Annotated in this window: 25 protein-coding genes and 2 pseudogenes; 18 read left to right on the top strand and 9 right to left on the bottom strand. The window is 61.4% G+C overall.

Annotated features, from left to right (window positions below; translation table 11 throughout):
- Nucleotides 1–114: 114 nt before the first annotated feature.
- Nucleotides 115–591 carry a hypothetical protein gene (locus NKH50_RS03815; protein ID WP_352689355.1) on the top strand — a complete coding sequence of 159 codons (477 nt, stop codon included), beginning with the start codon at nucleotides 115–117 and terminating at the stop codon, nucleotides 589–591.
- 11 nt (nucleotides 592–602) lie between these two features.
- Here NKH50_RS03815 and NKH50_RS03810 read toward each other — a convergent pair whose 3' ends face one another.
- Nucleotides 603–2,495 (bottom strand): L,D-transpeptidase family protein, encoded by a 1,893-nt coding sequence (locus tag NKH50_RS03810; protein WP_352876762.1) that lies wholly within the window; start codon nucleotides 2,493–2,495, stop codon nucleotides 603–605.
- A gap of 223 nt (nucleotides 2,496–2,718) precedes the next feature.
- Nucleotides 2,719–3,465: a 3-oxoacyl-ACP reductase family protein gene (locus NKH50_RS03805; RefSeq protein WP_352876760.1), complete on the bottom strand. Its 747-nt coding sequence runs from the start codon at nucleotides 3,463–3,465 to the stop codon at nucleotides 2,719–2,721.
- A gap of 98 nt (nucleotides 3,466–3,563) precedes the next feature.
- Between NKH50_RS03805 and NKH50_RS03800 the strand changes: the two genes are divergently transcribed.
- Nucleotides 3,564–4,181 (top strand): TetR/AcrR family transcriptional regulator, encoded by a 618-nt coding sequence (locus NKH50_RS03800; RefSeq protein ID WP_352876758.1) that lies wholly within the window; start codon nucleotides 3,564–3,566, stop codon nucleotides 4,179–4,181.
- A gap of 34 nt (nucleotides 4,182–4,215) precedes the next feature.
- On the opposite strand, the gene NKH50_RS03795 is transcribed toward NKH50_RS03800, so the two are convergent.
- On the bottom strand, nucleotides 4,216–5,124 hold the full coding sequence (locus NKH50_RS03795) for an alpha/beta hydrolase (protein ID WP_352703918.1): 909 nt from the start codon (nucleotides 5,122–5,124) through the stop codon (nucleotides 4,216–4,218).
- A 47-nt stretch (nucleotides 5,125–5,171) separates the two neighbouring features.
- Between NKH50_RS03795 and NKH50_RS03790 the strand changes: the two genes are divergently transcribed.
- Entirely contained in the window at nucleotides 5,172–5,624 is a 453-nt protein-coding gene (locus NKH50_RS03790; protein ID WP_352689332.1) for a MarR family winged helix-turn-helix transcriptional regulator, read from the top strand.
- Between the two features lie 27 nt (nucleotides 5,625–5,651).
- Here the strand turns inward: NKH50_RS03790 and NKH50_RS03785 are convergent, their stop codons facing one another.
- A complete protein-coding gene (locus tag NKH50_RS03785; RefSeq protein ID WP_352876756.1) occupies nucleotides 5,652–6,263 on the bottom strand; it encodes a pyridoxamine 5'-phosphate oxidase family protein in 612 nt (203 codons plus the stop codon).
- Between the two features lie 161 nt (nucleotides 6,264–6,424).
- Here NKH50_RS03785 and NKH50_RS03780 point away from each other — a divergent pair, with 161 nt between their 5' ends.
- Nucleotides 6,425–6,853 (top strand): nuclear transport factor 2 family protein, encoded by a 429-nt coding sequence (locus tag NKH50_RS03780; protein WP_352876753.1) that lies wholly within the window; start codon nucleotides 6,425–6,427, stop codon nucleotides 6,851–6,853.
- Between the two features lie 17 nt (nucleotides 6,854–6,870).
- Here NKH50_RS03780 and NKH50_RS03775 read toward each other — a convergent pair whose 3' ends face one another.
- The gene (locus NKH50_RS03775; RefSeq protein WP_023717628.1) at nucleotides 6,871–7,224 is read right to left on the bottom strand and encodes a gamma-butyrobetaine hydroxylase family protein; all 354 of its coding nucleotides are present in this window, start codon (nucleotides 7,222–7,224) and stop codon (nucleotides 6,871–6,873) included.
- 198 nt (nucleotides 7,225–7,422) lie between these two features.
- Here NKH50_RS03775 and moaA point away from each other — a divergent pair, with 198 nt between their 5' ends.
- Nucleotides 7,423–8,418 (top strand): GTP 3',8-cyclase MoaA, encoded by a 996-nt coding sequence (gene moaA / locus NKH50_RS03770; RefSeq protein WP_352876751.1) that lies wholly within the window; start codon nucleotides 7,423–7,425, stop codon nucleotides 8,416–8,418.
- A 106-nt stretch (nucleotides 8,419–8,524) separates the two neighbouring features.
- On the top strand, nucleotides 8,525–8,947 hold the full coding sequence (locus tag NKH50_RS03765) for a hypothetical protein (RefSeq protein WP_352876749.1): 423 nt from the start codon (nucleotides 8,525–8,527) through the stop codon (nucleotides 8,945–8,947).
- Nucleotides 8,948–8,998: 51 nt separating this feature from the next.
- On the opposite strand, the gene NKH50_RS03760 is transcribed toward NKH50_RS03765, so the two are convergent.
- Entirely contained in the window at nucleotides 8,999–9,565 is a 567-nt protein-coding gene (locus NKH50_RS03760; RefSeq protein WP_352876747.1) for a hypothetical protein, read from the bottom strand.
- On the opposite strand from NKH50_RS03760, the gene NKH50_RS03755 reads away from it, so the two are divergent.
- The 12 genes and pseudogenes from NKH50_RS03755 to NKH50_RS03700 all read left to right on the top strand — a co-directional run bounded on the left by NKH50_RS03755 (nucleotide 9,564) and on the right by NKH50_RS03700 (nucleotide 17,993).
- On the top strand, nucleotides 9,564–9,767 hold the full coding sequence (locus NKH50_RS03755; RefSeq protein WP_254817250.1) for a hypothetical protein: 204 nt from the start codon (nucleotides 9,564–9,566) through the stop codon (nucleotides 9,765–9,767). The two genes, NKH50_RS03760 and NKH50_RS03755, sit on opposite strands and share 2 nt — an antisense overlap.
- Before the next feature lie 155 nt (nucleotides 9,768–9,922).
- Nucleotides 9,923–10,279 (top strand): hypothetical protein, encoded by a 357-nt coding sequence (locus tag NKH50_RS03750; protein ID WP_352478873.1) that lies wholly within the window; start codon nucleotides 9,923–9,925, stop codon nucleotides 10,277–10,279.
- Nucleotides 10,280–10,401: 122 nt separating this feature from the next.
- A complete protein-coding gene (locus tag NKH50_RS03745) occupies nucleotides 10,402–11,322 on the top strand; it encodes a DMT family transporter (protein ID WP_352876745.1) in 921 nt (306 codons plus the stop codon).
- A 65-nt stretch (nucleotides 11,323–11,387) separates the two neighbouring features.
- Complete coding sequence (gene mobA, locus NKH50_RS03740; RefSeq protein ID WP_352876743.1) at nucleotides 11,388–12,017, top strand: molybdenum cofactor guanylyltransferase MobA; 630 nt, start codon at nucleotides 11,388–11,390, stop codon at nucleotides 12,015–12,017.
- The gene (gene mobB, locus NKH50_RS03735) at nucleotides 12,014–12,523 is read left to right on the top strand and encodes a molybdopterin-guanine dinucleotide biosynthesis protein B (protein WP_352876741.1); all 510 of its coding nucleotides are present in this window, start codon (nucleotides 12,014–12,016) and stop codon (nucleotides 12,521–12,523) included. Before mobA ends, mobB begins: the two co-directional genes overlap by 4 nt.
- A 212-nt stretch (nucleotides 12,524–12,735) precedes the next feature.
- Nucleotides 12,736–13,518, top strand: coding sequence for an ABC transporter substrate-binding protein (locus tag NKH50_RS03730; protein ID WP_023717637.1), 783 nt, complete (start codon nucleotides 12,736–12,738; stop codon nucleotides 13,516–13,518).
- A gap of 118 nt (nucleotides 13,519–13,636) precedes the next feature.
- A complete protein-coding gene (locus NKH50_RS03725) occupies nucleotides 13,637–14,350 on the top strand; it encodes an ABC transporter permease (RefSeq protein WP_023675013.1) in 714 nt (237 codons plus the stop codon).
- Nucleotides 14,347–15,174: an ABC transporter permease gene (locus NKH50_RS03720; protein WP_023675012.1), complete on the top strand. Its 828-nt coding sequence runs from the start codon at nucleotides 14,347–14,349 to the stop codon at nucleotides 15,172–15,174. The genes NKH50_RS03725 and NKH50_RS03720 overlap by 4 nt, the downstream gene beginning before the upstream one ends.
- Before the next feature lie 61 nt (nucleotides 15,175–15,235).
- Nucleotides 15,236–16,108 (top strand): annotated as a pseudogene (locus NKH50_RS03715) (NAD(P)-dependent oxidoreductase); the annotation flags it as partial.
- A gap of 9 nt (nucleotides 16,109–16,117) precedes the next feature.
- On the top strand, nucleotides 16,118–16,822 hold the full coding sequence (locus NKH50_RS03710) for a DNA alkylation repair protein (RefSeq protein WP_352508417.1): 705 nt from the start codon (nucleotides 16,118–16,120) through the stop codon (nucleotides 16,820–16,822).
- A gap of 86 nt (nucleotides 16,823–16,908) precedes the next feature.
- Nucleotides 16,909–17,352 (top strand): GNAT family N-acetyltransferase, encoded by a 444-nt coding sequence (locus NKH50_RS03705; RefSeq protein WP_352508416.1) that lies wholly within the window; start codon nucleotides 16,909–16,911, stop codon nucleotides 17,350–17,352.
- 68 nt (nucleotides 17,353–17,420) lie between these two features.
- Complete coding sequence (locus NKH50_RS03700; protein WP_352876738.1) at nucleotides 17,421–17,993, top strand: DUF3299 domain-containing protein; 573 nt, start codon at nucleotides 17,421–17,423, stop codon at nucleotides 17,991–17,993.
- An 11-nt stretch (nucleotides 17,994–18,004) separates the two neighbouring features.
- Here NKH50_RS03700 and NKH50_RS03695 read toward each other — a convergent pair whose 3' ends face one another.
- The 3 genes and pseudogenes from NKH50_RS03695 to NKH50_RS03685 form a co-directional block, all read right to left on the bottom strand.
- Entirely contained in the window at nucleotides 18,005–18,496 is a 492-nt protein-coding gene (locus NKH50_RS03695; RefSeq protein WP_023675006.1) for an Lrp/AsnC family transcriptional regulator, read from the bottom strand.
- A gap of 201 nt (nucleotides 18,497–18,697) precedes the next feature.
- Nucleotides 18,698–19,315, bottom strand: a pseudogene (locus NKH50_RS03690) (uracil-DNA glycosylase family protein); the annotation flags it as partial.
- A 13-nt stretch (nucleotides 19,316–19,328) separates the two neighbouring features.
- On the bottom strand, nucleotides 19,329–19,940 hold the full coding sequence (locus NKH50_RS03685) for a glutathione S-transferase (protein ID WP_352508415.1): 612 nt from the start codon (nucleotides 19,938–19,940) through the stop codon (nucleotides 19,329–19,331).
- Nucleotides 19,941–19,981: the final 41 nt, after the last annotated feature.

Raw genomic sequence — 19,981 nt, 5'->3', positions numbered from 1 at the left:
CGGTCCAGATTCTAAAAAATGGCGCTCCTCGAAGGCCCCCGGCCTTCGGCACACCCTTGCGTAGATATGACTTTGATGGCTGACTGGGTGCTATCATTGCGCGCGGGGGTGGGCATGGCGACGGTAAAGCACGTATTGAAACGCTTTTTGATGGTGCTCGCGGGTTATTTCATAGCGGTACTGGTTGGGCTGATCGCGGTGGCGGCGATCTATGGCGGGCTGAGTTCGCTGCCAAATGCGCCGAATTATTTCGACGTCATGGGGGTCACCCCCGTTGCGGTGCTGCTGTTGCCGCCGCTCGGCATGTTCATCTATTTTCTGACGATTGTGATGACCGGCCTGCAGACGCTGATCTTCGCACTGATTGCCGAGTTTTTCTCGCTGCGCAGTTTTTGGCTGCACATGGTCTTCGGCGCGGCGGCCGCGGTTGGCGGCTTCGCCTTGATCTGGCCCAGTGTACCGGACGACACGAACCCGGAGCGCTGGGCCGATATCGGCATCATTGCCGCGGCAGGCGTTGTCGCGGGCTTGGTCTACTGGCTCATCGCCGGACGCGATGCGGGTTTCCGGCGCCCACTGTTTCAGCGCTAGAACCGTATCTCTCAGCTGGCCGGCGAACGCACCGCTTCCGTGCTGTCGAGCGCCTGCTGCAGCCTTGTGTCGCGGCCGTAGACGTCATTGAAATATTCGACGGTACCGGACAGGTCCGGCCATGCGGTGAAATAGGCGACATAGACCGGGATCTTGCGTGTCACGTCCTCGGTCGAATGTCCGTGTTTCAGTCTGTCCTCGATGTACTCGACCGAGGTGCCGAGCACGGCAGCCGCCATGCCGCGCGGATCCTGCAAGCGAACGCAGCCATGGCTGAGCGCGCGCATGTCGCGCTGAAACAATGACTTCTGCGGTGTGTCGTGCATGTAGATGGCGTGCTTGTTGGGAAACAGTATCTTCAGCTCGCCCAGCGCATTGGCCTCGCTCGGCAACTGGCGCACGCCGTAGGGTATCTTTGCGCCATAGGCACCCCAATCGACTGAGGATGAGGGAATGCGCTTGCCGCGGGCATTGACCACCTCATAGCCGGCGCGGTCGAGATAGCCAGGATCCCGCCGCAGCCGCGGCAACATCTCGTTGACCAGGATCGACTGCGGCACGCCCCAATAGGGATGAAAGTCGACCTGCTCGATCTGATCATAGAAGAAAGCAGTCTGGTTGGTGGGCCTGCCGACCACGGCGCGGGTCTTCAGCTTCTCCTCGCCGTCGTCGATATAGCTCGCGGTGAAAGCCGGCTGGTTGATGAAGACGCGCGGGCTGCCGAGGTCGGAAGGCAGCCAGCGCAATTCCTCGAGCGCGACCCGAACCTTCTGAATTTTGTCGGCCTTGGACGTTCCGGCCAACGATGCGACGGTACGCGGGCCGATGACTCCGTCGCCTTTCATGCCGGCCCGTTTCTGCACCGCCTTGATCACCGGCACCAGTTCCGGATCGTAGACCTCGCTGGTGGCGAGCCTCGCCAGCACCTCGCCATAGGCACCGCCCATCTCGTCATCGAGATTGCGCGCGATCCTTGTCAAAAGCTTCGGCAGCTCGGGGCTGGTCTGCCCCGGTTTCAACAGCAGATTGGGATCGACGACGATCTCGTCCTCGGCGCTGGCCTGTAGCGATTCCAGTTCGACGCGCAGCGCCTGATACTCGGAATTCTGTGGATGCCGTGATTCGAGATAAGTGCGCACTTGCTGGGTATGGGCCAGCGTCTTCAGTACCCCTTCCATGTCGAGCGGCTTCGGCGGAAAATCGTAGTAGCCGGTGATGCGGTTGGGATCGACGCGGCCGCTTTGTGCGTCACGTGCGTAGCGCAGGACACGGGCCGACATCGCCATCTCGAAGCGAACCAGCTCTTTCAGGCGCTCATCGGCATTGCCCGCCGATGCGCCTGCTGCCGGAACTTCGACGGTGTAGTCGGCGGGCGTCAGGCCGTAGCTCGCGGCCTCGCCCAGCACCCGCACCGCATCCTCGGCACGGCTGTTGGGACTGGTTCCCGTCACCCAGATGAAATCCGGATTGGCTGAGTAGTACGCGATCAGCGCCTTGGCGATGTCCTTCTCGGCGTAGAGATCATAGCCGTCGAGCCCGGCAATGGCTTCGCGGAATGCAGCCCCGGTGGCCGTCGGCTCGAATGCAGCATCCTGAGGCGTTGCCGGTTCAGGCGCTGCCGACAGTGCCGAAAAATCGACGCGCACCAGCGGATCGCTCTTGTAGGTGTAATAGGACGGGCTGCTGATTTGCGCACCACCACCCCCACCGGAAGCGGCTGGCGCCTTGGGCTTGTATTTTGACGGTGGCGGCGGAAAGTTACCTTTCGGCGCTGCGTGTTTGGCGCCGCCGCCGAAAAGCATGTCGAAGAACCCTTGCGCTTCAACCTGCGGCGTCCCGAAGGCCAGCATTGCCGCGGCCACCGCGAACGGCAGCACGGTTGCTTTGTTTCCAAGGAGTTTCATGGATCACCCGCTCCGGTTGAACCGGATCCCGTTCCGCACCGCTTTCACGGTCTCGCCCACCCCATGGCGGATGTAAGGCGTGACTACACTGATTCATACTGATTTCGTTAAGCTTCCATAAATTTCGGAACGTCTGTTGCAGAACGGTTTCACAACGTCGTGACGGGTCAAGCGAATCCGTCGCCGTCCTCGGCCAGAACGGCAACCGTCCAGTGACCAAGTCTCACGCGTTTGCGCCGCCGTCGATGGTCAATGCCGCGCCTGTCACGAAGCGTCCTTCGGGACCGGCAAGCCAGGCGACCATGCCGGCGATCTCGTCGGCCGTTCCGAAGCGAGGCATCGCCATCTTCTGGCGCTGATGCTCGGCGTGCGGGCCGGCTGCCGGATTCATGTCGGTATCGGTCGACCCCGGATGGACGACATTGGCGGTGATGCCGCGCGGACCGAGATCGCGGGCAAAGGCCTTGGTCAGGCCAACCAAGGCAGCCTTGCTGGCCGAATAAGCGCTCAGGCCGGCGTCGGTTGCACGCTCGGCCAGATTGCTGCCGATCGAGATGATCCGGCCACCCTCGCCCATATGCGCTGCTGCCGCCTTGACGGCGACGAACGGGGCCCTGAGGTTGACCGCCATCGTCTCATCGAAGTCGGCAAGCGACAGAGCATCGATCGGCGCAGCGCGCCAGATGCCGGCGCTGTTGACGAGGATGTCGAGCCGTCCGAAGGCTTTTGCTGCCTCATCGACTGCCGCCTCGATCGCCGCAGCATCGCGATTGTCGGCCTTGATGGCAAAGCCCCGGCCGCCGGCCGCCTCGATTTCCCTGACCACCGCGAGTGCCCTTTCCTCACCATTCACATAGGTGATCGCCACGCCTGCGCCGTCGGCCGCGAGCCTTCTTGCGATCGCCGCACCAATGCCGCGGCTGCCGCCGGTGACGAGGGCGGCCTTGCCGTTCAAGCTTCTGGGTGACATCTGCTTCTCCATTTTGTAGTGATTGATACATAAATATCTGCCAGCCTTGTTGAACCACGTCAACTGAATTATGTATCGATCAATACAGAAAGGATACCATGCCGGAACGAGGCCGCCCCCGCACCTTCGATCGAGCCGCCGCCTTGCGGCGCGCAATGGAAGTGTTTTGGCTCAAGGGTTATGAGGGCGCGTCGATAAGCGATCTGACCGCTGCAATGGGCATCAACTCACCCAGCCTCTATGCCGCCTTCGGCAGCAAGGAAGCGCTGTTTCTCGAGGCAACCGAGCTTTACACGCGGGTCGAGGGAACCGAGATCTGGTCCGCGCTGGAAAAGGCGCCGACCGCGCGCCAGGCCGTCGAGCGGTTCCTGCGGCAGACTGCCAGGGCCTATTCACAGACCGGTCGTCCGCAAGGCTGCCTTATCGCGCTCGGCGCATTGCACCAGGACTCAAGCCGCGGCGCCATCTGTGATGATCTGCGCCGTCGCCGCGCCGAAAACCGCGAAGCCTTGCTGAGACGCTTCGAGCGTGGCGTGGCCGAAGGAGAGTTGCCGGCCGATTTCGACTGCGGTACGGCCGCGACCTTTTACGCGACCGTGCAGCACGGCATGTCTATCCAGGCGCGCGACGGCGCGTCGCGCTCGGCCCTTCTGGCGACGGTGGCCGGGGCAATGGCGGCTTGGATAGCGATGGCCGGCACCGGGGTGGCGGCGTGACGATCGAACCCGGCAGATAAGAACGACATTCAGATCACTGCAGAAACGGCTCCAGCCTGCCGGCAACGAAGCCAACGGCACGCTCCACCACACCCTTGTCGGCGAGAATGCGGCGGTGGCCGAGCCCGTCGGCCCAGTACAGCCGCACATGGTCTCCGGCGCGCGCGTAGAGCCTTGCATGATCGGCGGACACTTCGCGGTCGTCCGGCGCGTGGATCACCAGCGTCGGCAGCAGCGTGCTTGCCAGCTGGCGATCACCGGTAAACTCGTGCAACGGCCGGCCGGCGATACGCTCGACCCGGTCGGCCATGGCGACCTGCGAGCGCGAGCCGACATTCAGCATGCGACTGAAATCAGCAAAGATTGCCGGCAGTGAGCTCGGCGCAGCGATAAGCACCAGTCGCCCGGCCGCCAATCGCGGGATGTTCCTGATTGAACCGGCAACTGCATTGGCGGCAACGGCACCACCAAAGGAATGGCCGACGATCGCGGCAAACGGCCCGAACCATTCGCCGGCAACCCGTGCCGCGTCGACCGCACTGACCAGGGTAAGCCGGCGGCCCTGCGACTGGCCGTGGCCCGGCAGGTCGAGCGAGACGACCTTATAGCCAGCATCGCGATAGGCTTCGATCAGCGTGCGCATGTATTCGGTGCGCGAACGCCAACCATGGATGACGAGCACGGTGCCGGCAGTGGCCCTGCCCGGCTCGGGCCGGAATTCATGCACCATGACGCAGCCGGTTCTGGTCTTTAGCCGGTGATGTCGTGCCTGGGTCATGAAATCGGCGGCGCGATCGATCGCGCGGCGCTCGCCTTCACTCAAGCTCTTCTCATGCGGCGTGCGGCAGAACAGCTCGAATGCAGCGCGCCCGGTGAGTCGCGGTGCCACATGCTCAGCCACTCCGAACGTGCCGCGGATGACCTTCAGTCCAAATGATGCCATAGTGGCGATCCATTCATTGGTTCAAGCATGAACATAATAGTTCAAACATGAACATTAAGCAAGACCTGCCCTGGGACAACCCGCGCTTTCGCAACTGGGTGGCAGTGGCGCGCGCATGCCACGTGCTGGAACGCACCCTGGCGGTGAAGCTGGCGCCGCTCGACCTGAAGCCGGCGCAGCTCGACGTGCTGATGAACCTCTACCGTCATCCCGGCATGTCGCAGCACGACCTCGCTCGCCGGCTGCTGGTCGGTCGCTCCAACATCACCATGCTTTTGCCGCAGCTGGAGACTCGCGGCCTGCTGCGCCGCGAGGGCGACGAGAAGGACAAGCGCGTGCTGCGGCTGACGTTGACCGAGACCGGCGAGGCACTGCTGATGCAGGCGCTGAAGGTCCATATGGCGCTGATCGAGAAGGCGATGAGCCAGTCGACGCCGGAGCAATGCGACATGATCGGCGAACAGATGCGTAGGGTTGCCGAGGTTTTGAAGACCGCCTGACAGCCCAGCGCTCCACCAACAAGTGCTTCACCACGTCGATTTTTTCGCGCGCTCCGGCCATTCCTTGTCGTAGACCTCGCCGTCGATGTTCTTGCGGCTGGTGATTTCCAGGATTTGGCCGGGAGTCGGCAGCGATCTCGGGTCGACATGCCTTGCCGGATTCCACAACTCCGACCGGTGGATGGCGCGGGCGCACTGGAAATAGACCGCATCGACCTCGATGACCGTCACCGAGCGCGCCGGCTTGCCTTCGACTGCGAACGAGGCGCAGAGCGCGGTATCGATGGTGATGTGGGCGCGGCCATTGACGCGCAGCGTCGTGCCGGAACCCGGCACCAGGAACAGGAGCGCGACGCGCGGATCGCGAAGGATGTTCCTTAGCGAATCGGCACGGTTGTTGCCGCGCCGGTCCGGCATCATCACCGTTTTCGGATCGTGGATGCGGACGAAGCCGGCGAGATCGCCGCGCGGCGAGCAGTCCAGCCCTTCAGGCCCGCAGGTTGCGAGCACGGCGAACGGCGAAGCCTCGATGATAGCTGCGTATTCGGGAATCAGCTGATCGAGTTCTTTGACCACCGACGTCTCGCTAGGCAGGCCATAGAGCGTTTCGAGCTGTTCGACGCTGGTGATCATGGACATGTTTTCGTCTCCAAAGCTTTGCCGGCGCTACTCCAGATGCATGACGTTTTCACGACATCGTGCCCGCTTGCCGGTCATCAGGAAACGGGTGTCGAGGCAACGCGAAGAAGGGCAAACCGCTTTCACCTACACAATCGCACCGACGGATACGGAGACCGAAAATGGATAAACCGCTCGACCGGCGACGCACCGCCATGGAACTTATTGAAAACATGTTCAATGTTGAAATGCGTTTCCTGCAATCAGGGTCGGAAAGGCTCGATGTGCTTGCCAGCGCATTCCATGCCGAGATTGTGGTGCATGAGCCGCAGTCCCTGCCCTATGCCGGTGACTGGAATGGCCTCGACGGCGTTGGCGCTCTTTTCCGCAACATGCGGGAAATCTGGAGCGACGTGGCGGTGGAGGATCTTCAAACCGCCCAGAACGATAACGTGGTGTTCATGAGCTGCATGCTTTCGCTGACGTCGCGAGCCACTGGTGCAACAATCATACAGCCGTTTGCCGAAGTCTTGCGCTTCAAGGATGACCGACTGATCGAAGGCACGCCGTTTTACTATGACACCGGCGAGATACTGGCGATCCTGCGCTGAGCATACCGCGAAACCATTCAGCGGTCGCGGCTCAGCCCCTTCTCTTCCAACTCGGCGAGATAGGCGGCCCAGCGTGCGTCCTTCTCATGACCCAGCGTATGCAGGTAGTTCCAGGTGAAGATACCGGTGTCGTGGAAATCGTCGAAGGTGATGCGCACGGCATAGTTGCCGACCGGCTCGATCTTCAGGATCGCCACATTGCGCTTGCCGGGAACGGTGACGCGCTGTTCGGGCGAATGGCCCTGCACCTCGGCCGATGGCGAGGCGACCCGCAGAAGCTCGGCCGGCAACTCGAACGGCTGATGTCCCGGAAAGGTCACGGAAAGCAGCTTGCGATCTTTCGAGACCCTGAGTTCCTTCGGCGCTGTCATGGTGGTGGATCCTGCGGAGAACCGCCCTTCCCTACGCCGCTTCGTGTCGAGGGAAAAGGCCGCATCGAAAGTTCCGACATGATCTGTCGGCGTCGGAATGTTACCGGAGATCGCGAGCTGATATCTTGAATGGCAAGTTGGCTCGTATCACATAGCTATATATAACGAAGCCGTTCACGGCCACGGGAAGCGTACAGCATGGATATGATCGATCCTTTCGGTCGCACGATCACCTACCTGCGCGTGTCGGTTACGGACCGCTGCGATTTTCGCTGCACTTATTGCATGGCCGAGGACATGACGTTCCTGCCCAAGAAGGACCTGCTGTCGCTGGAAGAGCTCGACCGGCTCTGCACGGTCTTCGTCGAAAAGGGCGTACGCAAGCTCCGCCTCACCGGCGGTGAGCCGCTGGTGCGCAAGAACATCATGCATCTGGTGCGCCAGCTTTCGCGGCATCTCGAGAGCGGTGCGCTGGACGAGCTGACGCTGACCACCAATGGATCGCAGCTTTCCCGCTTTGCCGCCGAGCTCGCCGACTGCGGCGTCAAACGCATTAACGTCTCGCTCGATACTCTCGATGCCGACAAATTTCGACAGATCACCCGCTGGGGCAATCTGGACAAGGTCACGGATGGCATCGACGCCGCGCAGGCGGCCGGGCTGAAGGTAAAGCTCAACGCTGTGGCGTTGAAGGACTTCAATGACGCCGAATTGCCGGACATGCTACGCTGGGCGCATGGCCGCGGCATGGATCTGACGGTCATCGAAACCATGCCGATGGGCGAGATCGATGCCGACCGCACCGATCAGTATTTGCCGCTGTCGCTGCTGCGTGCAGCACTCGAGCGCCAATTCACGCTGAGCGATATTCCCTACAAGACCGGTGGCCCGGCCCGCTACGTCCATGTCGCCGAGACCGGCGGGCGGCTGGGCTTCATCACGCCGATGACGCATAATTTCTGCGAAAGCTGCAACCGGGTCCGGCTGACCTGTACCGGCACCCTTTACATGTGCCTCGGCCAGGAAGATGCCGCAGACCTGCGCGCGCCACTGCGCGCGTCGGAAGGCAACGAGCTGGTCGCCGATGCCATCGACGAAGCAATCGACCGCAAGCCCAAAGGCCATGACTTCATCATCGATCGCCGCACCAACCGTCCGTCGGTGTCGCGGCATATGAGCGTCACCGGCGGCTGATTTTTAGCCGATTTCGTGCAAGAACAATCGCCTTGGTATCAGCGCGAGGCAAGGCGTGCAGCGGTTTCTTGCAGTCCTGACGTTTTTCGGAGTGATGGCGGGGACCATGGCAGTTGCCGCGTCATTTACCTATACGAACGAGCGCTTCGGTACCGTCTGCACCTTTCCGGATGAAATCTTCACTCTTCGCCAGCCTGAGCCGGATAATGGCGATGGACAGCAATGGCTCACCGCCGATGGCGCCAGCCTGATCTGTTCGGGTATCCTCAATATCGATGATGACACCCCGAAAGCCTTCCTCTCCGCCGAGAGGGCCAGCAAGGAACCTGGCTACAGGATCACCTACAGCAAGACCGGCAAGGACTGGGCGGTGCTGTCGGGCATCAAAGGCGGGAACATCTTCTACGAACGCCGCCTGTTCGGAAAAGACGGTGTCATCCGCACGGTCTGGATCGACTACCCGCGAGCCCTGAAATCGAAATACGACCCGCTCGTCGATGCGATCGCCGGTAGCCTCAAGGGACCGTGAGCATCCGGCAACGTCAGAACTTATTCGCAGCCTATTGTTTTTGCTTGCGAGTCACGGTTGTTGGCGCGTGTAGTCGTATCGTACGGCAAGCCATTGTTTGCCGCTGCCATTGGCCTGGAGGAAGTGTTGCTCGGCCACTTCGTGATTGTCGCCGTCCCTGGAAATGATGAAATCGGAGGCCGTGAATCGCCCTTCGACCTCGGGCCCGAAGCCGACGAAACCAAGCGGCTCGAAAAGCAGTGAAATCTTGCCGTCCTCCTCGCCACCAAAACTCCAGGCGGGCATGATCCCTGCCGGGAAACGGGTGTCCATGGAGACATACTTCCAGCGGCCCTCCACCCGGTCATAGCTCAAATAGGCTATCCGCTGGAAGTCCGGGCTTTTCGACCCGGGCGCCGGGCGCATCACCTCCTGCATGAGGGGGCCGATCATCGTACGTTCGGCCACCAGCCCGGTCATCACGATCGGCTGCGCACCGGGGGTTGGCCAGATCGTGTTGACGACGTTCCATTTCCCGATGCGGCGAGCGAGCTCATTCGCTTCGTGACCCGGCGTGGACATCCGTTCGACTGCCGACGCCGAAGCGCCGTTCTCGGCCAACGCAGGCGCTATCGCCATGAAGATGACCGCCAGTGCAGAAGAGAACCGGAAAGCCGACGAAACGTGCCGCCTGCTGCCTGTGCCAAGCCTGGCCGCATTGCCTCGTGCATTCGTCATGGACCACCTCCCCGGACAAGATCAGAGGCCTACAATGACCAATTTGGCGACTCTTGCCGAGCAAATTGATCTCGTCGAGAATTTTCCTCGAGCGGCAGTGTGATCGATTTGCTATCCGAACCGAACCTTTAAAAGGGCACCTTTCGGGGTCACACCCAGAAAAGGTCTTGTCCGCAAACGGTCACCGGATTTACCGCAAGCCCATTCGAGCCTAGCCTCTGCTCTGGAGCGGTTCTTCGCCCAGTGGGGGAATACGATATGCGCAAACTCATTCTTTCTCTTGCATTGCTCAGCCTCGCGGCCCTGCCCGCGGCGGCCCAGTCGATCGGCGGCACCTATGCCGTGGCCGGCACCAATTTCGATGGATCGTCCTATGGTGGCAACGCGACGATCACGCTGACCAGCGAGACGACCTGCACGATCCATTGGGAGACGGGCGGCTCGTCCTCGGACGGCATCTGCATGCGCAACGACGATGCCTTCTCCGCCGGTTATGTCATGGGCAAGGCGGTCGGTCTTGTCGTCTACAAGGTGCAGGACGACGGCTCGCTGCGTGGCCTGTGGACGATTGCCGGTAAGGAAGGCAACGGCACCGAGGTACTGACGCCCAAATAAGCCCTGCCGCTCTTGCGCGACAGATGTTACGGGCCATAGAAAGGCTGTGGCCCAGCCCTTTGACATTGCTGTTTTGCGGTGCCTGCTAGACGCTTGCTGTAGGATTCACTCGGTAATCTGCCTTGCCTCTTTCGCCAAACCTGCGCGGCGCGTTGTTCATGATGGTGGCCATGGCTGGTTTCACCCTCAACGACGCTATCACCAAATTCTCGTCGGAATCGATGAACATGGCGCAGGTCATGCTGATCCGTGGCGCCTTCGCTTCGCTTTTCGTTGGCCTGCTTGCGTGGCAACGCGGCGCGCTTGCCCGGCCAGGTTCGATGCTGCAGCCGACCGTTGCGCTGCGCGTTGCCAGCGAGGCCGGCGCCACGGTGTCGTTCCTGGTTGCTCTGGCGCATCTTCCGATTGCCAATGTCTCCGCCGTGCTGCAGGCGCTGCCGCTGGCGGTGACGATGGGCGCAGCGCTTGTGTTCAACGAGGGCGTCGGCTGGCGGCGCTGGCTGGCTATTGCCGTCGGTTTTGCCGGCGTGCTGATCATCGTGCGGCCGGGCTTCGAAGGGTTCAGCGTCTTTTCTCTGCTGGCGCTGGCCAGCGTGGCATGCTGTGCGGTGCGCGATCTCGTCACCAAGCGGATACCGCAGGCAATTCCGACATTGCTGGTGTCGAGCGCCACCGCCCTTGCCATGACGTTTCTGGGCGCGGCATTGCTTTCACCGATGGGCGGTTGGACACCGATGACAGGACAAAGCACGGCGTTTCTGGCGCTGGCGGCAGTGCTCGTGCTCATCGGCTACCACTTCATCATCACGGCGATGCGGGTGGGCGATATCTCCTTCATCGCGCCGTTCCGTTACACCGCCCTGCTCTGGTCGATCCTGCTTGGCTTCACGATCTTCGGCGATGTCCCGGATCTGCCGATGATCGTCGGTGCCACGATCATCATCGCCTCAGGCCTCTATGCACTCTACCGCGAACGGATCGTCGGCCGGCGAAAAACAGCCGCCGAAAGCACTGGACCGGACATGGCGCCGGACGGCATATAGGATGACTGTCGACGACTGTCCGATTTGAAAACTGGATTTTGGTCATTGGGTCTAGGCAGCAAACGATGGGCCGACATATCGCAGGGATCATTCTGGCCGGCGGCCGATCGAGCCGGATGGGTGGCGGCGACAAGACCCTGCTTGCGCTTGGCGACGGCACCCTGCTCGACCGTGTCGTTTCGCGCCTTGGCCCGCAGGTCGGCCCGCTTGCGCTAAACGCCAATGGCGATCCGACACGGTTTGCCGCGACGGGGCTTCCGGTGCTTGCCGACACCGTCAAAGGTTATGCCGGGCCGCTTGCCGGGATACTGACCGGCCTCGAATGGGCTTCCGACACGGCCTGCCAGGCGCTGGTCACGGCTGCCGGCGATACGCCTTTCCTGCCCAAGGACATGGTCGAGCGGCTGCTCGCGGCAGCCTATGCGCGCCCGGGCTCTATCGCGGTCTCCTGTTCCGGCGGAAAACGACATCCGACCTTTGCACTGTGGCCGCTAGGGTTAGATCAGACCTTGCGACAATTTCTCGTCGAGGAAGACAACCGGCGCGTTGCGGCGTTCATCGACCGGCACGGTTTTGTCGAGGTGGAATTTCCCATCCTGAAATCCGGCGGAGCCGAGATCGATCCGTTCTTCAACATCAACACTCCCGACGACCTTGCCCAGGCCGCGCATCTGTTGCAGAGCATCGAGCCATGAAAAGACGTATCTTTGGCATCACCGGCTGGAAGAACTCCGGCAAGACGACATTGACCGAAAAGCTGGTGGCCGAGCTCGTCCGGCGCGGCTGGAAAGTGTCGACGGTAAAACACGCCCATCATGATTTCGACATCGACAAACCCGGAGCGGACAGCTTTCGCCACCGGCAGGCGGGAGCGATGGAGGTCGCGGTCGTGTCGGGCAGGCGCTGGGCGCTGATGCACGAATTGCGCGGCGAGGACGAGCCGACGCTGGACGCGATCCTGTCACGGCTGGCACCCTCCGATATCGTGCTGGTCGAGGGTTACAAGCGCGAGGCGCACAAGAAAATCGAGACGCGACGGCTCGAGGCCAAGGACCAGACACCCCTCTCTGCAGCCGATCCACACATTGTCGCTATCGCGGCCGACTTCCACATTGTCGGCGAAGACCTGCCGGCCTTCGATCTCGACGACACGAATTCGATCGCTGACTTCATCGAGCGCGCCACCGGCCTGACGCGCTGAGATCGCGGCCGCAGGGGGTTCCGGCCACTTTCTCTCCATTTAGGCGTTTGACCCAGCGTCACCGTTTTCTGAACATGACCTTCCCTCAAGCGACGGTTTTTGCAGTTGCTTTTTCTTGGGAAACAATGGGAGTATCGCGCCAGCGGGCGGTCAAAAGCACCGCCCACAGAGCCGTTCGGGAACGACGGCCGGGACCAACAGAGAGGACCATTATGCGTATTGCACTGCGTATCGCGCTCGCCGCTTCGGCTGCGCTGCTGACGCTTGGCGTTGCCCAGGCCCAGGAAAAAACCTTGAGGATCGGCACCGAGGGAGCGTATCCGCCATTCAACAACCTCACCGCCGACGGTCAACTCGTGGGCTTTGATATCGACATCGCCAAGGCGCTGTGCGACGAGATGAAGGTGAAGTGCACCTTTGTCGCGCAGGACTGGGACGGCATCATTCCCGCCCTTCAGGCAGGCAAGTTCGACGCCATCGTCGCGTCGATGTCGATCACGCCGGAACGCGCCGAGAAGGTCGACTTCACCCACAAATATTACAATACGCCGCCGGCGATTGCCGCCCCCAAGGACACTGACATCAAGGGTGTAACCAAGGAAGATTTGGCCGGCAAGACGATCGGCGTGCAGGCGTCCACCACGCATTTCAACTATTCGACCAAGACTTATACCGACAGCACCGTCAAGCCGTACCCGACCGCACAGGAATACCAGCTCGATCTGGCCAATGGCCGGCTCGATGCCGCCAATGACGACATCGTCGTGCTGCAGCAATGGCTGGATTCGCCGGACGGCGCCTGCTGCAAGCTGGTCGGCACAATCAAGCCGGTCATCGAAATCCACGGTCCGGGCGCCGGCATTGCCGTGCGCAAGGGCGAGACCGACCTGGTCAACCAGTTCAATGCGGCAATCGACGCCATCCGAGCAAACGGAAAGTACAAGGAAATCAACGACAAATACTTCAAATATGACGTTTATGGCGGCGAGTCCTGATCGACCGACATACGAGGACTTGAACGGCGGGAGATTCCCGCCGTTCTTATAAGGATGCCGCGCACGAGGGGTGACGCGGCACGGGTCTCAAAGAGCCTCAAGGAGAACAGGCAGGCGGATGCAGAGCGCACTGACGCTTCTCAGTTGGGGACCCGAAGGCTGGCTCGACGACATCGCCGCGGGTGTGTTTGTCACAGTATGTCTTGCGCTGGCCACTCTGCCCTTCGGGCTGACGCTCGGCTTTTTCGTGGCGCTGGCCAAACAGTCGGAAGAGCCGTCGCTGAGACTGGCCGGGAACATCTACACCACGATTTTTCGCGGAATACCCGAGCTGCTCACGCTGTTTCTGATCTTCTTCGGCATCCCATTGATCCTGCAGTACATTGTCCGCCTAGTGAGCCCTGGAACGTCCGCCGACGTCAACAGTTTCGTCGCCGGCATGATCGCGCTCTGCTTCATTTTCTCCTCTTATTCCAGCGAGGTGTTTTTATCCGCCTTCCGCGCCATTCCAAAAGGGCAATATGAGGGAGGCTATTCGGTTGGCCTGTCCAGCGGCCAGACGATGCGGCTGATCGTGCTGCCGCAGTTGATCCGCATCGCATTACCCGGACTTGCCAATCTCTGGCTTATCCTGCTCAAGGACACCGCGCTCGTCTCGGCCGTTGGCCTCAACGAGATCCTCAGGCAGAGCGGGGTTGCCGCGCGCGTCACCAAGCATGCCTTCCTGTTTTACGGTTTTGCCGGCCTGATCTATCTCCTGCTGGCGATCGTCTCCTCCTTCGGCATCAATGCGATCGAACGAGCGGTCGGCGGCAGCGAGGTCAAGAGATGAGCCTGGCCACCGACACGCTGAAGGTCGACCGGCCGCCGCCGCCCGCACGCGGCTGGTCGCGTCAACGCATCCTCGGCCATGTCCTGGTCGGCCTGTGGATCGCTCTCGGCATTGGCATGGTCGTCTACCTGGTCGCTGCGTGGAACCCGGAGTTCTTCCAGAAATATGCACCCGGCTACATATCCGGCCTCGGCATCACCCTGTTGCTGGTTGCCATCTCGATTGTGCTTGGCGCGATCCTGTCGGTGCCGATCGCCTATGCACGCATGTCGAAGAACCCGATCCTTTCGGGGTTCGCCTATGCCTATGTCTATTTCTTTCGCGGCACGCCGCTGTTGGCGCAGACCTTCCTGGTCTACTATGGGGTCGGCTCCTTCCGGCCGGAGCTCGAGATGGTCGGACTGTGGGGCTTCTTCCGCGAAGCGTTCAACTGCGCGATCTTCGCCTTTTCGCTGAATACGGCCGCGTACCAGGCCGAGATTTTGCGTGGCGCAATCGAGAGCGTGCCGAGGGGCCAGTGGGAAGGTGCCGCCTCGCTCGGCCTGCACAAACTGCAGACGATGTGGAAGATCATCCTGCCGCAGGCGCTGATCGTCGCGTTGCGCCCGTATGGCAACGAGATCATCCTGATGATCAAGGGCTCGGCAATCGTCGCCATCATCACGGTCTACGATTTGATGGGCATCACCCGGCTCACCTATGCGCGCACCTTCGACTTTCAGTCGTACATCTGGGCGGCGATCATCTATCTGATCATCGTGGAAACATTGCGCCACGGCGTCGAGTGGATCGAACGGCGCATCACCATCCATCTGCACCGCTGACTCCCATCGCCTTGCCTGATCCGGTAAGAAGACCGCAAAGCAGGCTACTAAGGGATTCGAAAACATGGCTTCGGTGGCATTTCTTGGTCTTGGCGTCATGGGCTATTCGATGGCCGGACATCTCAAGAACAAGGGCGGTCACGACGTCACCGTCTACAACCGCACCAGGGCCAAGGCCGAGCAGTGGGTTGCCCAGCATGGTGGCAGCTTCGCCGCGACACCAGCCGAGGCGGCCGCGGGCAAGGACTTCGTCTTTTCCTGCGTCGGCAATGACGACGATCTGCGCTCGGTGACGACCGGTGCCGAAGGCGCCTTCAATTCCGTGAAGAAAGGCGCCATCTTCATCGACAACACCACGGCATCGGCGGAGGTCGCGCGCGAACTGGCGCAGCAGTCGCAAGCGCTCGGGTTTGCGTTCCTCGACGCCCCGGTCTCCGGCGGCCAGGCAGGCGCCGAGAACGGCATGCTGACCGTGATGGTCGGCGGCGAGCCCGACGCCTTCGACAGGGCCAAGCCAGTCATAGATGCTTATGCCCGCATGGTCGGATTGATGGGACCGGCCGGGGCTGGCCAGCTCACCAAGATGATCAACCAGATCTGCATCGCCGGCCTCGTTCAGGGCCTGGCCGAGGGCATCCATTTCGGCAAGAAGGCAGGGCTCGACATCGAAAAGGTCATCGAGGTGATTTCCAAGGGTGCGGCCGGTTCCTGGCAGATGGAGAACCGGCACAAGACGATGAATGCCGGCAAATATGATTTCGGCTTCGCCGTCGACTGGATGCGCAAGGATCTTGGCATCTGCCTCGCCGAGGCCGACCGCAACGGCGCCAAACTGCCGGTGACGGCACTTGTCGACCAGTTCTACAAGGACGTGCAGGCGATGGGCGGCAAGCGCTGGGACACGTCCTCGCTGCTGGCGCGGCTGGAGAAATAGGACTTCACCGTGGCCGAGCTTTCGCCTCAATCCAGCGCCGATGAAATCGTTGCTCATCTGCGCTCGATCGCCTCGGAGGAAAATCGGCTTGGCATGCTGCGCTACGGCATCAAGATCGAACGTGCGCTCGGTATCTCGCATGGCGTGCAGCGGCAGATTGCCAAGAAAATCAAGCGCAACCATGAGCGTGCCTTTGAGCTTTGGCAGACAGGCATCATGGAGGCGCAGTTCATCGCTTCCGTGACAGCCGATCCGGAGCGGTTCTCCGCCGCGGATGCAAGACGATGGGCGGCGACTTTCGACTCGTGGGATATCGTCGACGGGGTCTCCGATCTCTTTGTCGATACGGATTGCTGGAAGGAATTGATCGCCGAATTCGCGGTCGACGAACGGGAATTCGTTCGACGCACGGCTTTTGCGATGATGGCCTGGTCGGTAGTCCACCGGAAGAAGGAACCCAAGACGACCTTCCTCGAATTCCTGTCGATCATCGAAGCGCATGCGACCGACGGCCGCAATTTTGTGAAGAAGGCCGTGAACTGGGCGCTTCGTTCGATCGGCAAGCGATCGATGAATTTGCACGGCCCTGCCCTTGCCGTGGCGCTAAAACTGGCGGCCTCGACAGACAGGACCGCACGCTGGATCGGCAAGGACGCCGTGAAGGAACTTTCCGATGCCAAGACGCTCGAGCGGCTCGCCGCCAGAAAAGCTTGACCTGAGCGAAGTGCGCTTCACGGAGGTGACGCAATCGACGCGCGCCGATTTCGAAAACCTGTTCGAGCAACCCGGCGGGCTGGTGTATGGCTTGGCGCAATCTCGACCGCCGCGAGCATGTCGAGAACGACGAGAAGAAACGCGCGATGATGACGCTGATCGACGCCGGCACGCCGGTCGGCATTGTCGCCCAGATCGATGGCCGGACCGTCGGCTGGTGCTCGATTGCGCCGCGCGAGACCTACCGCAAGCTGTCACGGCAGCAGGACGATAGCGAGATGGGCATCTGGTCGATCGTCTGCTTCTATGTACCGAGAGCGCTGCGCGGCGGCGGGCTGGCAAGCGCATTGCTCGACGCGGCCATCGATCACGCCTTTGCCAAAGGCGCCAGGACGATCGAAGCCTATCCGGTCGACCAGGCGTCGCCGAGCTACAGCTTTATGGGTTTTCGGGACACGTTCGCCGCCCGCGGCTTTCGCGAGATCGGCATGACCGGCTCGCGCCGGCATGTGATGCGGCTTGAACGTTGACCTGTGGGCAGCGGCGGTTTTACTTGATGTCACCGGCAGCAAGGTCAAGGCTCAACAGTGGAGCAGCAATGAGCAACCGTCTCAAATCAGGAGCGATCCTGGCGGCCGCGGTGTTCGTGTCCATTGTGGCAGACAGCGCTTGCGCCGGGACGATGCATATTTTCTGGAAGGATCTGCGCCCGGCGACCCAGGCAGCCGCCGAAAGCGTCGGACTGCCAGTGATTGCGGCCAAAATGCCGGATCATGGCGAGACGCTCTCACTCAACTTGCAGGACAAGACCGTGCAGCTCGCGGGCTATGCGCTGCCGGTCGATCGCGACGGTGATCTCGTCTACCAATTCCTGCTGGTGCCGTGGACGGGAGCCTGCAGCCACATGCCGACGCCGCCGCCCAACCAGATCGTCCTCGTCACGCCTGCACACCCTTACAGGATGTCCGAGGCCTACCAGCCGGTTTCGGTGACCGGCGCATTACGGCCGGGCATGGAGAAGAGCCAGCTTTTCATCCTTGACGGCGTCAGCGTCATCCAGTCGGGCTACACCGTGCGCAAGGCCGAGGTGGTCAATGTCGACACCGTGCCGGACACGATCACGCTGCCGGTCAACTCGCCCTGGAGTTTCCTCAACAAAAAGAAGAACTAAACAGAAGAATCTCAGGCGGCGTTCGCGCCGGACTCCTTGTCGAGCATCATGTAATCCAGCGGCATCTCGGTCGTGTATTTGATCTGCTCCATGGCGAAGGAAGACGACACGTCGCGGATCTCGATCTTGGCGATCAGCCGCTTGTAGAAGGCGTCGTAGGCGGCGATATCGGGCACCACGACGCGCAAGAGATAGTCGACGTCGCCGCTCATGCGATAGAATTCGACCACTTCCGGGAATTCCTGGATGACCTCCGAAAAGCGCCGCAGCCATTCATGGCTGTGCGAATTGGTGCGGATCGAGACGAACACCGTGACCCGCACATTGACCTTTTCATGATCGAGGATGGCGACGCGCCGCTTGATGACGCCCTCTTCCTCGAGCTTCTGGATGCGCCGCCAGCACGGCGTCGTCGACAGGCCCACCTTCTTGGCGACGTCGGCGACTGCAAGCGTCGCATCCTCCTGCAGGAGGCGGAGAATTTTTCTATCAAGGCGGTCCATTGGGTGCTCCCCTGATGCAAGTCGTCCAAGTGCGCAGCGGCCTTGGCACAACGACATGCATAAAAACAAGAATTTAACGCGCGTCCCCTCATGCGCGACGCGCTTCGAGGAATGGATTACCATAATCCCTCTTGTTCGAGCCTATTACAAGAAAGAAATTCTGCCGCACAGTACGAAAGCGAGTGATTTCTTGCTGGATGCCTAGCCGAGGCGATAGCGGATTTCCGATCTCAGAAATGGCAGCAAATCCATTTCAAACCATGGATTGCGCTTCAGCCAGCCGGTGTTGCGCCAGGACGGGTGCGGCAGCGGCAGGACTTTCGGGTCGGTCGCCGCCGCCCAGATGGCACGCCAATCCATGACCGTTTCCGTCAGCGAGGGACGGCGCGCCGCGCCCATATGCCAGCTTTGCGCGTAGATGCCGATCGTCAGCACCATATCGACTTGCGGCATCAGCGCCATCAGCGATGTGCGCCATGCCGGCGCACATTCGCGGCGCGGCGGCAGGTCGGCGCCCCTGGCGTCCTGACCGGGAAAGCAAAAGCCCATCGGCACGATGGCGAATTTGTCCGTGTCGTAAAATTCCTCGCTGCCGACGCCCAGCCAGCTTCGCAGCCGGTCGCCGGAGGCGTCGGTGAACGGCATCCCTGTAATGTGAACCTTGGTACCCGGCGCCTGGCTGGCGATCAGGATACGCGCACTCGAAGATGGCCTGAGCACGGGCCGCGGTTGGTGCGGCAGCGGCCTGGCGGCCGGGTTATCGACGCAGATGCGGCAGGCGCGTACCCTCGCCGCCAAGGCTTCCAGCTCTTCGCTCATTCGGAACTCGTTGTCAGGCGGCGGCACTCGGCCGGCTGGAGATTTCCCGATGCCAGCGCAGCACGTTGGTGCACTCTTCGGGTACCTTGATGCGAGCCGGCTTCATGAAGTCGATGGCGACCAGCCCGGTGATGTCGGCGATCGAATAGGCATCGCCGGCGATGAATTCCCTGCCGGCGAGCTCAGTGTCCAGAAATCTCAGGAATTCGATCGCCTTCGGCTTGTTGGCCTCGCCCCATTCGGGGATTTGCGGGATCTCCCATTCCCTCATTGCGGGGTGGATGTGCCGGAACGCCGCGGCGACGCAGCCGAACAGATTGAACTCCACACGTCTTTGCCACATCTCGACGATCGCCTTGCCGAGCGCGCCACGCCCGAACAAAGCCGGCTCGGGGTGCAGTTCCTCGAAGTAACGACAGATTGCGACGGATTCGGTGATGACTGTGCCGTCGTCGAGCTCGAGCACCGGCAGACGCTTCAGCGGATTGCGCGAGCTGACCGGCTGCTCTTTGTGCTCCAGCGCGCCCATGTCGACGGGCATCAGCGGAACCTGAAGTCCCTTTTCGGCCAGAAAAATCCGAACCCGACGTGGATTGGGCGCGCGCCCGCCGTCGAACAGCTTCATCTCTATCCTCCTCGTCCGTCTCGACGAACTATAGGCGACAG

The organism is Mesorhizobium sp. M1027 (assembly GCF_040318745.1).
GTDB lineage: Bacteria > Pseudomonadota > Alphaproteobacteria > Rhizobiales > Rhizobiaceae > Mesorhizobium.
This window is presented reverse-complemented; position numbering and strand designations above follow the sequence as displayed.